The sequence below is a fragment of the Methanohalophilus sp. RSK genome, assembly GCF_003722075.1.
Taxonomy (GTDB): domain Archaea; phylum Halobacteriota; class Methanosarcinia; order Methanosarcinales; family Methanosarcinaceae; genus Methanohalophilus.
The window spans coordinates 85,450-99,014 of the sequence record NZ_RDSK01000014.1 but is presented as its reverse complement, the minus strand read 5'-3'; the positions used below and the strand labels follow the sequence as shown (position 1 = coordinate 99,014).

Annotated in this window: 13 protein-coding genes; 7 read left to right on the top strand and 6 right to left on the bottom strand. The window is 41.9% G+C overall.

Annotated elements, in window-relative coordinates; genetic code table 11:
* Positions 1-147 precede the first annotated feature (147 nt).
* Both purB and EFE42_RS07595 read left to right on the top strand, forming a co-directional pair.
* Complete coding sequence (purB, locus tag EFE42_RS07600; RefSeq protein ID WP_123136680.1) at positions 148-1,491, top strand: adenylosuccinate lyase; 1,344 nt, start codon at positions 148-150, stop codon at positions 1,489-1,491.
* Between the two features lie 8 nt (positions 1,492-1,499).
* Positions 1,500-2,087, top strand: a complete 588-nt coding sequence (locus tag EFE42_RS07595) for an FmdE family protein (protein ID WP_123136679.1) — start codon at positions 1,500-1,502, stop codon at positions 2,085-2,087.
* A gap of 5 nt (positions 2,088-2,092) precedes the next feature.
* On the opposite strand, the gene EFE42_RS07590 is transcribed toward EFE42_RS07595, so the two are convergent.
* Complete coding sequence (locus tag EFE42_RS07590) at positions 2,093-2,278, bottom strand: hypothetical protein (RefSeq protein ID WP_123136678.1); 186 nt, start codon at positions 2,276-2,278, stop codon at positions 2,093-2,095.
* A gap of 81 nt (positions 2,279-2,359) precedes the next feature.
* Positions 2,360-5,188: an excinuclease ABC subunit UvrA gene (gene uvrA, locus EFE42_RS07585; protein WP_123136677.1), complete on the bottom strand. Its 2,829-nt coding sequence runs from the start codon at positions 5,186-5,188 to the stop codon at positions 2,360-2,362.
* Positions 5,189-5,382: 194 nt separating this feature from the next.
* Here uvrA and EFE42_RS07580 point away from each other — a divergent pair, with 194 nt between their 5' ends.
* Positions 5,383-5,787, top strand: coding sequence for a hypothetical protein (locus EFE42_RS07580; RefSeq protein WP_123136676.1), 405 nt, complete (start codon positions 5,383-5,385; stop codon positions 5,785-5,787).
* Positions 5,788-5,789: 2 nt separating this feature from the next.
* Entirely contained in the window at positions 5,790-6,998 is a 1,209-nt protein-coding gene (locus EFE42_RS07575) for a DUF5050 domain-containing protein (RefSeq protein ID WP_158599205.1), read from the top strand.
* Positions 6,999-7,008: 10 nt separating this feature from the next.
* Here EFE42_RS07575 and EFE42_RS07570 read toward each other — a convergent pair whose 3' ends face one another.
* Positions 7,009-7,212 carry a DUF378 domain-containing protein gene (locus EFE42_RS07570; protein WP_072560261.1) on the bottom strand — a complete coding sequence of 68 codons (204 nt, stop codon included), beginning with the start codon at positions 7,210-7,212 and terminating at the stop codon, positions 7,009-7,011.
* A gap of 851 nt (positions 7,213-8,063) precedes the next feature.
* On the opposite strand from EFE42_RS07570, the gene EFE42_RS07565 reads away from it, so the two are divergent.
* Together EFE42_RS07565 and EFE42_RS07560 are read left to right on the top strand one after the other, a co-directional pair.
* Positions 8,064-9,086 (top strand): DUF21 domain-containing protein, encoded by a 1,023-nt coding sequence (locus EFE42_RS07565; RefSeq protein WP_123136674.1) that lies wholly within the window; start codon positions 8,064-8,066, stop codon positions 9,084-9,086.
* A 39-nt stretch (positions 9,087-9,125) separates the two neighbouring features.
* The gene (locus EFE42_RS07560) at positions 9,126-9,554 is read left to right on the top strand and encodes a desulfoferrodoxin family protein (RefSeq protein ID WP_123136673.1); all 429 of its coding nucleotides are present in this window, start codon (positions 9,126-9,128) and stop codon (positions 9,552-9,554) included.
* 24 nt (positions 9,555-9,578) lie between these two features.
* Here EFE42_RS07560 and EFE42_RS07555 read toward each other — a convergent pair whose 3' ends face one another.
* Complete coding sequence (locus EFE42_RS07555; protein ID WP_123136672.1) at positions 9,579-9,875, bottom strand: carboxymuconolactone decarboxylase family protein; 297 nt, start codon at positions 9,873-9,875, stop codon at positions 9,579-9,581.
* A 61-nt stretch (positions 9,876-9,936) separates the two neighbouring features.
* Positions 9,937-10,779: a TatD family hydrolase gene (locus EFE42_RS07550; protein WP_123136671.1), complete on the bottom strand. Its 843-nt coding sequence runs from the start codon at positions 10,777-10,779 to the stop codon at positions 9,937-9,939.
* Positions 10,780-10,978: 199 nt separating this feature from the next.
* Here EFE42_RS07550 and EFE42_RS07545 point away from each other — a divergent pair, with 199 nt between their 5' ends.
* Positions 10,979-11,995 (top strand): isocitrate/isopropylmalate dehydrogenase family protein, encoded by a 1,017-nt coding sequence (locus tag EFE42_RS07545; protein WP_123136670.1) that lies wholly within the window; start codon positions 10,979-10,981, stop codon positions 11,993-11,995.
* 33 nt (positions 11,996-12,028) lie between these two features.
* Here the strand turns inward: EFE42_RS07545 and EFE42_RS07540 are convergent, their stop codons facing one another.
* Positions 12,029-13,357, bottom strand: coding sequence for an isopropylmalate synthase (locus EFE42_RS07540; RefSeq protein WP_123136669.1), 1,329 nt, complete (start codon positions 13,355-13,357; stop codon positions 12,029-12,031).
* Positions 13,358-13,565 lie beyond the last annotated feature (208 nt).

The following is a 13,565-nucleotide window of genomic DNA, read 5'->3' as shown; positions in this document are numbered from 1 at the left end:
AGAAATGCAGACCATAAATTCAGCCCTTTAAACTTCAGATCAATATCAAAGAAGTAATGTTACAAACCCAAACATAATTATAATTAAAAACAATCTGTATGCCATTGTAATTAACGCACTGATCCAATTCACAAAAGGAGAATATCAATGGCCATCCATCCCATAGAATACCGATACGGAACCGAGGAAATGAAACATGTCTGGAGTGAGGAAAACCGCCTGGCATGCATCATGAAAGCAGAAGCAGCCCTTGCAAAAGCAGAAGCTGATGTAGGATTAATCCCTGAAGATGCTGCCAGGATAATAGAACAAAGCATTGAAAATGTGGAACTCAAAAGGGTCAAGGAAATCGAAGATGAGATCCATCATGACATGATGGCAGTTGTGCTTGCTATCTCCGAAAAATGTGAAGAGGAGGCAAGTAAATGGGTACATTTCGGTGCAACATCAAACGATATGCTGGATACGGCTACAGGCCTCCAGATGAAAGACGCCATTGAAGTAATGGAACCAAAAATCAGACAATTACTGGAAGTACTCCTGCATCAGGCTGAGGAACACAAAGAAACTGTATGTGCAGGCAGAACCCACGGACAGATCGGTGTGCCAACAACCTACGGCCTGCGTTTTGCAATCTGGGCATCCGAGATTGGCAGGCATATCGAGAGACTCGAACAGCTCAAGCCCAGGGTAGAGGTCGGCCAGATGACCGGAGCTGTAGGTACCCAGGCTGCTTTTGGCGAGAAGGGTATTAAAATCCAGAAAAAAGCGATGGAATATCTTGGGATCACAGGTGTGGATGTTTCCAACCAGATTATCCAGAGGGACCGTCATGCGGAATTTGTCATGTGGATGGCAAATGTCGTAACAACACTGGATAAGATTGGCGTTGAATTGCGAACACTGCAGAGAAGTGAACTTGCCGAAGTAGAGGAAAGTTTCGGCAAAAAACAGGTAGGCTCCTCTACAATGCCCCATAAACGCAACCCCATCAAATCCGAACAGATCTGCGGGCTTGCAAGAATTGTACGTTCCATGATTGAACCTGAACTTATGAATAACACATTATGGGATGAGAGGGACCTTACAAACTCTTCCTGTGAAAGGGTTGTTTTCCCGGAAACATGTGTACTGACCGATCACATCCTGAAACTCGGTATCCGTGTGACCGATAACCTGCGCTTCTACCCGGAAAACATAAAGCGTAACCTCGAATTGCTCAAAGGACTCAATATGGGCGAAGCGGTCATGATAGAACTTGCAAAAAGAGGTGTCGGCAGGCAGGAAGCCCATGAGATAGTACGTACAGCTGCCATGCAGGCCCACGAAAGCGGAAAACACCTGCGTGAAACTTTACTCGCAAATAAAGAAGTATCCGGCTATCTTAATGAAGAGGATGTCGAAAAACTTGTTGATCCTTACCGATATACCGGTACCGCAGTTAAGCAAGTTGAAATTACAGTTGAAAAATTAAGAAAACAATACCTATGAGGGATTTAATGGAAATTGAAGACGCAATAAAGTTCCACGGCCATCTTTGTCCCGGATTATCCCTGGGATTCAGGGCTGCAAAAGCAGCTGAAGAACATTTCAAAAATATAAGGGCAGAAGATGAAGAGCTCGTGTGCATAGTTGAAAACAAGTCATGCTCTGTGGATGCCATACAGGTGGTCAATGGATGCACCTTCGGTAAAGGTAATCTGATATACCGTGATTTCGGCAAACATGTATACACTTTCTTCAATCGGGGAGACGATAAAGCCCTCAGGCTTGTGTTGAAACCTGATGGGATGAAAAATGATGAAGAACATCAGAACCTGTTTCCAAAAATAAGGGAAGGCAGTGCTACAGAAGAGGAAAAGAAACGGTTTAAGGAAAAACATGAAGAAAAATCCCACGATGTCCTGAACATGCCTCTTGAAGAGCTGTTCAAAATTGAGGAAATCGAAATAAAGCCGCCTGAAAAGGCAGTTATTTTCCAGACCCTCATCTGCCACGAATGTGGCGAAGGAATGATGGAAAGCCGGGCAAGAGTTATGAACGGGAACTATTACTGCCTTCCCTGTTTTGAAAAATATGATATCTGAAGGAATCAGCGATCAAGCTCTTCCTTCTCTTTTTCATCCCTTAGTATTTTGCATAATGTCTTCTTATATTCTACCTGGGTCTTGAACCTGGCCACATCAGGAGTGGGCTCCCTGCATTCCTGATGCGACATAATGTCCCCAAGATATTCGAGGTCATTCTTGATATTCTTGCAACGGATTTTTCTTACCATACATACACCCCCGGAAAACCGGTAACCAGTATTTTGGTTATGTAAATTTTTTCCTGAAAGAAAATAAACCTTGTGGCCGAATTATCGGGAGAGAATATTTTTCAAAAATTCACCGGTATAGGAACCTTCGACCTTTGCCACATTTTCGGGGACCCCTTCTGCAATGACACGTCCTCCACCTTCTCCACCTTCAGGACCAAGATCAATAATCCAATCTGCAACCTTGATAACATCCAGATTGTGCTCTATGACAATTACTGTATTTCCCCCCTCAACGAGGCGCTGGAGCACTTCAAGTAACTTCCTGACATCATCAAAATGCAATCCAGTAGTTGGTTCATCAAGAATATAGACAGTTTTACCGGTAGAGCGTTTACTCAGTTCAGTAGCAAGTTTGACGCGCTGGGCTTCTCCCCCAGAAAGCGTGGTTGAAGACTGGCCGAGTTTGATGTAGCCCAGACCAACATCAAAAAGTGTCTGTAACTTACGTTTTATTTTTGGCACATTCTCAAAAAAACCAAGAGCCTCTTCCACTGTCATATCCAGTACATCGGCTATGCTTTTATCTTTGTAAGTGACCTCAAGGGTTTCCCTGTTATACCGTTTACCATGACAGACTTCACAGGGCACATAAACATCGGGCAAAAAGTGCATTTCAATAGTGATTATTCCCTCCCCGCCACATGTCTCACAACGGCCTCCACGTACATTGAAACTGAAACGTCCCGGTCTATAGCCACGGGATTTGGAAAGTTTTGTCTGGGCAAATAATTCACGTATGGGTGTGAAGAGATTGGTATAGGTAGCCGGATTGGATCTGGGAGTCCTGCCAATCGGAGACTGGTCTATTGTAATTACCTTGTCAACATTTTCAAGACCTTCTATACCGGAATATTTTCCGGTTCTCTCCCTGGCACGATTGAGTTTGCGGGCTAACACCTTATTCAGGGTTTCATTGATAAGTGTACTTTTACCTGACCCTGAAACCCCGGTTACGCATATCATTACTGAGAGAGGGAATTCCACGTCAATTTCCTTGAGATTGTTTTCAGCAGCACCAATCAGTTTAATGAAACCCTCAGGAGTACGCCTTTCCAATGGTACCGGGATTTCCAGTTTCCTCTCAAGGTATTTCCCCGTGAGAGAATCCGGATTTTGCATAATTTCCACAGGGGTACCCTCCGCTACCAGGTCACCCCCATGAATACCGGCACCTGGACCCATATCCACGACATGATCGGCACTCATTATTGTTTCTTCATCATGCTCCACAACAATCACAGTGTTACCGATATCACGTAAGTGTTTGAGAGTGTTGATAAGCCTGAGATTATCCCGCTGATGCAAACCAATACTCGGTTCATCCAGAATGTACAGTACACCCATCAAACTGGAGCCTATCTGGGTGGCAAGACGGATACGCTGGGCCTCCCCTCCGGAAAGAGTGGATGCTGAACGACTCAAAGTTAGATAATCAAGACCCACATCAACCAAAAAGCCCAGCCTGGATTTAATTTCCTTCAATATCAGGCGGGCTATGGAAAATTCCCGCTGGTCCAAATGAAGTTCCAGTTTCTCGAAGAAGTGGAGACAATCCTCAATAGGCATATGAGTTGTCTGGATTATGTTGAACTTTTCTATGAAAACAGACAGACTGGCTGGCTTGAGTCTTTCACCTTCACATGCCGGACATGGTTTGGTGCTTATATACCGTTTGAGCCGGTCCTTGGTATTTTCTGAATCTGTACGATTGTATATCTTGGAAATGGCAGCAATAACACCTTTAAACCTACTGTTACGTTTCCAGATACCTCCACCTTTACCGGTATGGACCATCGGGACTTTGGTGGCCGTGCCATAGAGAATCATATTCTGGTACTGTGGCTCCAGATCTTCAAACGGTGCATCCATAGAAAATCCGAAATGATCAGCAAGGGACTGGAGAGACTGCATGTAGTAGCCATCTTTTCTCGTACCCCAAGGTTCAACTGCTCCTTCATTGAGAGACAGGGATCTGCCAGGAATTATCAGGTCCGGATCGAATTCCATGGAAGTACCCAGGCCATGACAGACATCACATGCTCCCTGGGGGCTGTTAAAGGAAAACATGGCAGGTTCCAGTTCTTCAAATCCGGTTCCACAGTGTGGACAGGCAAGTTTTTCGCTGAATACGAATTCATCGCCATCGACAACATCAGCTATAACAGTCCCGCCACTCCTGGCAAGGGCCTGCTCCACAGAATCAGAAAGACGTTCTTCTATTCCTTCTTTGATGGAAAGCCTGTCTACCACAATTTCAATGTTATGTTTATTGTAGCGCCCCAGTTCCAGGGAATCAGCTTCATCGAGCCGGATTATCTCCCCATCCACACGTGCACGGGAATAACCATCAGACCGGATATCAGAAAGCAGCTTCCTGTATTCACCTTTACGCTCCCGAACAACAGGCGCCAGGATATGAAGTTTGCTTTTTGCAGGGAACTTCATTATGTTGTCCACAATCTGGTCAACACTCTGGGGTTCGATGGCACGCCCACAATCCGGGCAGTGGCGAACCCCTATCCGAGCAAACAGCAATCTCAGGTAATCGTATATCTCGGTAACTGTGCCCACAGTAGAGCGAGGGTTCTTACTGGTGGTTTTCTGTTCGATGGAAATAGCAGGAGAGAGACCTTCAATGTATTCCACATCGGGTTTTTCCATCTGGCCCAGGAATTGCCGGGCATATGATGAAAGGGATTCAACATAGCGACGCTGGCCTTCAGCATAGATCGTATCAAACGCAAGAGATGACTTGCCCGAGCCACTTAAACCCGTGATCACGATTAATTTATCCCTGGGCAACACTACATCAATATTCTTTAAGTTGTGCTCTTTGGCACCTTTTATCATTATATTTTTGAGAGACATGGGTACTGAAAAATTAAAAGGATTGTTTTAGGTTGGTTTGGGGAAGAGAATATTGTCTGGGAGGATTAAAGGTTTGCTATCAGACATTGTGAATCAATGTGGCAACCTTGAAGTAAAATAAAATATATGCCCAATTAATTTATATAGTGTGCACTTAGTAAGTTATACCCACATAAGACAAAGGAGTTTCATGAATGACAACAAAAATAACTACATGTACGTCTGGTTCTAACAGTACAAATGCAGATTTGGAAGTAACAGCATCATTATATGAAAGAGAAGACGGAAGCCGTTACATCGAAGCAACATGGAGTGCATATGGCTGTGCAGGAATATATTATGATGATCCTTCAAATCCTACTCCAGTAAATTGTAATGAGGCAAAAGTAACAGTCAAACTTATAGAACCCATTAATATGCTTGGGGATGAGTATGAATATGATGGATGCTCCAAATCACGTACAATCAATTTTGATGTACCTTCCAACTCAGATACATATAAAATCAAGCTGAATTATGATGTTTGGTGCGTAGCCCCTATATCTGGGATTGTGCTGGGATCGGGCAGTACATTTTGTTACTGTGTATTGGATGTATGAAAATGAATTTAAAAATAATTCTTTGTTTTTTCTGTCTGGTATTATTTTTTATTGTAACCCCCTCTAGTGCAGACGAGAATACATTTGCAATTGAAAATTCCACACACACTTTTGCTCCGTACTGGTCACCCGACGGAACATATATCGCCTATTCTTCAAGCACAGGTAATTCACTGGAAAATCTAAGTGCCTGCTTATCAAGAGAAGGTGGAATGGATAAAGAAAAATTAACTTCTGGAAATGAAAGCGGTGGTTTTTTCTTTGACCCTTGGTCTCCTGAAGGAAATTTGTTACTCTATATATCAAATCTGACAGGAAATCATGAATTATGGACGATGCATCCAGACGGTTCTGGCAAAAAGAAACTAACTGAAGGAGCCTTTCTGGAAAACTACCTGCTGGGCTTGAGGGGTTGGGAAGCCGACTGGAATCCTGACGGCTCTAAAATTGTTTATGTATCTGCAGCTTCTGAAAACGGTGATATATGGGGTATGGTAGAAAAAGAAGATGGGACAAAACAAAGAATGTTAAATAACTCAAATATCTGCAAGGACTCAGATATATGGATAATTAATTCCGATGGTAGCGAAAATATTAGACTCACTGATAGCAATGGCCCCTATCTTGAACCACAATGGCAACCCGAAGGGGACCTCATTGCTTACGTTTCGAATAATCCGGAAACTGAAGGCATCTGGATTATGGAAAGTGACGGTTCAGAAAAATCCCGGATTTTCGAAGGAAAAGCATATGACATTGCCTGGTCACCGGAGGGGGATGAAATTGCATATGTTAAAACGAATAATAATCACACTACAAGCCTGTGGGTTATGAACACTGATGGTAGCAATCAAAGAAAAATAACCAACGATTCGGGATACTTCAAGGCATATTCATTTCCTGCATGGTCGCCTGATGCAGATAAAATTGTATTTAATTATGGAGATATCGGAGAATATGGAATGTGGATAACTGACCACAAAGGAAATGAAAAACTGCAAATCGGGAAAGGGTTTATGCAACAGTGGTCACCGGAAGGAAATAAAATTGCGTATACATCCACAAAAAAAAAGAGACATTCCATTTCAGTGATAGAACTGGGTGATAAAAGCCTTCCAGATAGTACAAAGATGCCGGAAAAATCGCCTTCATTCGGGCTTTTGGAAAGCATAATTATGCTGTCTGCACTTTTCATCATGCATAAAAAATAAGGCCACCAAATTATTGGTGGTCTTTGCTTGCAAAGTATATCATATACAGGGCTGCCAGTCCTACAAGAATGTAGACTACCCGTGCGATTGCACTATATCCAAAGATAAGTTCTACCAGGTTATAGTCCTGTGATATACCAAACAATCCCCAATTCAAACCTCCAATTACTACAAGAGCAATTGCTATCCAGTCTAATGCTGTTTTCTCGGTCATATTCTACCCTCACTCAAAAGCCTATTTCGTATAGACACATGAATATTACATTGAAAACTATTATGACTTTTACCCTTATAACCAATAGAAGTTATAATATAATTCTCAAATCAAAAATGTCAATAGTATATTAACCCAACCAATAAACAAAAAATAAACATTTAGATGAAAAACCAGGTATAATTAATATATAAAATAAATGATATCTGAACAAATATAAATTTTGAATATATTAATTATAATAAAAGATGAAACACTTGTTTCTAATGGAGGGATTACCTGAGAAAATCTAAAAAATTAATTGTTGCCACAGGATTTGCAGCAGTTTTTCTGTTAATATCATTCTTTGTCCTAATCCCTTTTATATATACAGGCGTATCCCAATTTTTATTCACAGTTCATAATCAAGATGAGATGAAGCACATTGCAGTAATCGAAGTTTTTGACTCAAATAATATATCTATAATAAAGGAAACATACAAATTAGAAGGTAAAACGGATATCTCAAAGGAAAGGTCTTGGTAGCTTAAACTGCCGAGATCTAAAGGCAAGGTTATATTCAAGGTAACCCTGGATGATAATATCACAGATACCCATGAAGTAAAAATACCAAACCCGCAAACAAAAGTAAATATAAGGCTATATAGCAAAGATTACCAGTCAGGCAAACATATCCCCATTAAAATTGAAACAACCTCTCTTCTATAATAATTAATGGCATTTGTGCTGACAGGAAAATAACACCAAAAACTTCGATAATACAAATTGGTAGCAATAAGTATAATCTTCCAACAGTCAAAGTTTTAAGTAGGTATAAATATATTGGCGCACAACTATAGTGGAAGCAAAATATGGAAATCATAACCTGGATTCTACTTTTATTTTTTGTCAGTCAATCGGCAATGTTTTCCGGCCTTACAATTGGACTTTTCGGACTGAGCAGAATGGGTCTGGAAACTGAAGCCGAATCAGGCAATTTGGATGCAAGAAAAGTGCTGGACATCAGGCACGATTCGAACTATCTTTTAACAACTTTACTGTGGGGGAATGTAGCTGCAAATGTCCTTATAGCCCTGTTAACAAATTCTCTAATGGGCGGAATGGCTGCCTTCCTTTTCTCTACAGTAATTACTACATGTTTTGGGGAAATTATGCCTCAGGCATATTTTACAAGGAAAGCCCTGAAAGCCGGCGCATCCCTTGTACCAATTGTCAGAGTATATCAGTTGCTCCTGTTCCCGGTTGCAAAATCTTCGGCAATAATGCTTGACTGGTGGCTTGGGAAAGAGGAGCTAACATTTTTCAGGGAACGCTCGTTGAAAAAAGTTCTCCAGAGGCATATACAGTCGGAAAGGTCCGATATCGGAAGTGTGGAAGGACAGGGGGCTCTTAATTTCTTGACTCTGGATGATACCAAAATAACAAAGGAAGGTAACCCAATCGACCCAAAGAGTATAATTGCACTTCCTACAAAAAACAGGAAACCGGTTTTTCCGGAAGTTAAACAGACCCTTGAAGATCCGTTTCTTAAGAAAGTCAGTGAAGCGGGCAGAAAATGGATTATTATCACCAATCTGGAAGGGGAACCCATACGAACCCTTAACAGTGATGATCTTTTCAGAGATCTAGCCTACGGTAACACCATCTATCCCGAAGACTATTGCCACAGACCTGTTATTGTCACGTCACCAAAAACCAGACTTGAAGAGGTTATCCCGAAACTCCGGCTGTATCCTGACCAGGATAAAGGGGAAGTAATTGATCTGGATGTCATAATCTATTGGGGAGATGATGAAAAAAGAATAATGACGGGGTCGGATATTCTTGCCAGACTGCTCAGAGGAGTTGTAAGAAGAGTGGAGACAACATTCTGAGAAACTACCCACTTTTAAAGATAACAGGCAGGCTAAATTATGGATCCATCAGAAATTATGAAAAATGACAGGTCACACAAATATGACGACCAATCAAAAGAAAGACACATACCTTCTATTGAAGTTCTAAAAAATTATGGCAACAGCGGCAAGGATTACATCCATGTTGCAGCCGGGGTAAATGTGAAACATCCGAATTCGCTGCAGCATCAAATTCAATGGATTGAATTGTATGCACGCACTAAAATGCTGAATACTATCAAGATCGGACGAGTCAACTTCGCCCCGGGAACTTCACCTGATGCATTATTCAGACTGGTACATTTTGGCAAATACAGAGAGTTCTGCGCCCTTGCATACTGCAATGTTCACGGATTATGGCAAAATTGTATTGAAATAAGAGAAGAACTCCGTTTAACTGCCGGATGCCGCAGAGAAAAATGTTTGCAGGAAGGATTCGGAGTCTAAATTTTAATAATGCCAGCATCAGTTTCATTCATTTGCATTTTCAAAAATCTGATCATATTTCCGGGTCCAGTGTAACTGCGAACCCCCGGCAATAAACATCGAGACTGCAATTGCTTCCGCAATCTCCTCCTCTGTTGCACCATTCTCTTTTGCACGTTTTGAATGTATTTCTACACATTTTTCACACCTCATCAGGACAGATGAGGAAACAGCGATCAATTCTTTTGTCTTTATGTCCAGGGCGCTGTCCTTGAAAAGGGATGCACGCATATCTGCAAAAGCATTTGCAGTTTCCGGTAGTTTATCAACAAGGAATTTCATGAATTATCTCCTGATAGGATAATAACGAACAAAAATATAGATAATTGTTGTTATTTGATATTTAAAGTTCAATGGCCACTTCATAAACAGATTCGATATTCTCCTTATGAACCTTCCAAAAAACTTCTTCCCCATAGGTTTCAACAAGTTTCAGGGTTCGCCGGGGAATGGTTTTTGGCCCCAGTACTGCACCGGGACGTTGCGGATCATCAATATAATCCGTCTCCATCATGAAACGACTACCCTGCTTAAGGGCTTGTTCAATTGCTCCTTTGCCGGCAAGTACACCAGGATACAAGCCTATCCTTTCACAGACATCCACAAGGGGAGGTGCATAATGTTTTACAACTTTATCCAGGGAGATACCAACACTCTTTGCCCTGCTGGCAATGTCCTCCAGCTCAGCTTCTCCTACACTTTCAGTATGCAGCTGGACAGCACATCCCAGATCCTTGCCCAGGGAAAAAGCATGAGACATTATTGAGTTGGAGGCTTCCCATACCTCATCCGAAACAGGATAATGAGGACGTCCGCTTTTCAACCCCACGGCAAGACCCTCGTTTACATATTCAGATGCAATTTCCAGACCTGACTTCATAAGAGAGATGGCATTTTCAAGTTCCATCCTTTCACACAGTTTGGTTATTTCAGCCGGGTGTACACCAAGGACAGGAAAAGCACCAACCCCTATTTCATTGATCTGACGAACTATATCCACGGTTTCATCAAAAACAATACGATAGTCATCTGGTTTTACAACTTCGACCCCAAGCGTCCATGTAGGTTTGGAGACCACCATCATATGGGTACCCCCGGCATTCTGGAATTGTTTTACAGCATCAATACCCTTTGCCCGAGGGTCAATATGTATATGCTCATCTGTAATAGGAATGTTTGGGGACATGAAAGAAAGTATGATTCCCTGCCATATAAAAATACTCAGGAAATGAAATTAACGCAATTAATCTAATAAACACCTGGAAATTATCAAAAATAGATGAACATTGTTGTTGCGATCAACTGGGCAGATAGCATATATATGATGGAGGCATTAAAGGGGCACAATAGCCGTATTAATACAATTAATTATAGAAGTGATTAAAATGAGTAAAACTGCAGCAGTTATTAAAGGAGACGGAGTCGGGCCGGAACTTGTCGATGCCATGCTTAAAGTAGCAGAGGCAGCAGGTACGGATGTGGAGTTTGTACCCTGTGAAGCCGGTGCCGCCTGGTGGGAGGAAAACGGAGGAAATACCCTTATTCCCGATGAGACATGGGAAATACTGGAAAACTCCGATGCCTGTTTCAAAGGACCAACTACCACCCCCGGAGGCGCGGGTTCTCCAAAAAGTGTCGCAGTATCAATCAGACAGAAATACAATCTTTACGCAAATGTCCGGCCTACAAAAACATTCCCCAACACGAACACACCCCTTGGTGATGTTGACTTTATCTGCGTACGTGAAGGAACGGAAGGAATATACATAGGTGAAGAAGTAAAACTGACGGATGATGTATATATCGCACTGCGTAAGATTACCCGACCGGCCTGCCGTAGCATTGCAAGGTATGCCTTTGAAGAAGCAAAGAAACGTGGGTATGATGCAGTCGTTCCAATCCACAAGAGCAATATCCTCAAACAGACATGCGGAACTTTCCTAGAAGAGGTCGAGAATATAGGAAAAGAATATCCTGATATTGACATCTGGGAATATCACATTGACAATATTGCCCAGCAACTTATCAAGAACCCGCAGTTTTTCAACAAGAAAGTATTGCTTTCCACTAACCTGTTCATGGATGTTATCAGCGAGGAATGCTCCGCTCTTATAGGAAGTATCGGCCTGATATATTCCGCAAACATCGGGGACAATTATGCAATGTTCGAACCTGCCCACGGTTCAGCACCTAAATACGCAGGAGAAGACAAAGTAAATCCTGTTGCAACAATTCTTGCCGGTGCCTGGATGCTTGACTATCTCGGAGAAAAAGACAATGCAAATGCTATTTTTAAAGCAACCGAAGAAGTCATTTCCGAAGGTAAGTATGTAACTTACGATATGGGCGGCAGTGCAAAACTCAGTGAAATGACAGACGCTATCATCAGTAAACTTCAGTAAAAGTAGTAAAAATGTATAAGGTGAATAATTACCTTATACATCCTTCTTCTTTCTTGAAAGGGGATCTGGTACAAATTCACCAGAGTAGGCACTTTCCCTGCTCATGTTCTTTTCTACAACTGGCTCAAACAGGAAGTATTTCTCGACATAACCCTGGATTTCCTCATCAGAGATACAGGATACACGCTTTTCGTTGTCATAGAGTGCCTGGATATCCTTCTGTATGGATTTAAGTCTGGGATCCTTCTTCTCCACGGTGATCTGTACATCAAGCAATTCCCGCAGGGTTTCCTGGATCTTATATCTTAAGACCTCAGTACCTGAAGAATCGCCGACAAGGAATATACGTTCCCCACCCACAACCTCCGGGGGATATGGTTCGTATGTGAAAGGATTCTTAATAGCACCGGCAGCATGTATACCTGATTCGTGAGAGAATACATTTTTACCAACCACAGCTTTATTGCGAGGTACACGTATCCCGATTTCTTTTTGCATGAATTCAGAGAATTCAGTTATGACATCAAGATTGTATTTATCAAAACCTTCCACCCGCTGGCCCAGGAACAAAAGCAATTTTTCCATTTCAGCATTTCCGGCCCTCTCACCTATACCCATAAAGGTTACATTGGACCAGTTGGCACCATACCAGTAAGATGCCATCGAATTTGTAAAAGCAAAACCAAAATCATCATGGCAGTGGCTTTCGATGTTTCTAACACCAATCTCATCTTTGAGATATTTGGTAATTGAGGGAATACCATAGGGTTCGTCCACTCCATCAAAAGGTATTCCATAGCCGATGGTGTCGCACACCCTTATGGTACATTCCGGGTCAATTTCCATTATCTTTTCAATCATTGGATAGACAAAACCATAATTATCAGCACGGGTCATGTCTTCCACATGAGCACGGGTAGCAAGACCATGATCTACCGCATACTGAAGGGCTTCAAGGTACCTGTCCTCGGCAGCTTCTCTGCTGGGCAATCCCATCTTTTCCAGAATGTGGACATCTGAGACAGACATCAATATACCGGTTTCATTGAGACCACCAATCTGCAGTACCTTATCTATATCTTCTTTTTTTGCACGTGCCCAGCCCGTTACCTCGGGTACTTCATATCCTCTGTCAAGCATGAGACCAATGGCTTTGCGATCTCGTTCATTATAAACGAACGTTTCCAGTTTTTCAATGCCAATCTCGTGCAGATAGTCATAAATTCGAACCTTGTGGCCGCTTTTTAAGACAATCCCCGGCATTTGGGCTCCATCCCTGATGGTACTATCACTGATACAAACCTCCTGATCAAGCGGAAGCTTGATTTTTGGCAGGTCTTCATAATCTTTGTATACCTTCACAAAATACCTCCTTTCACACAAATATGATAATCCTAATCCCGTATTTTTAACAATAACACATTGTAAAAGATTTGTGTATAACCCCTGAAAGGGATTTTTTTATTCGTAAAAAGCACATTTAACCAATCAAATCAGATTGTATTATGATGGACTTTATCCTTAAAATGTCTTTCTTCCTACATGTAAAAACAAAATAAGAAGTTCCCAC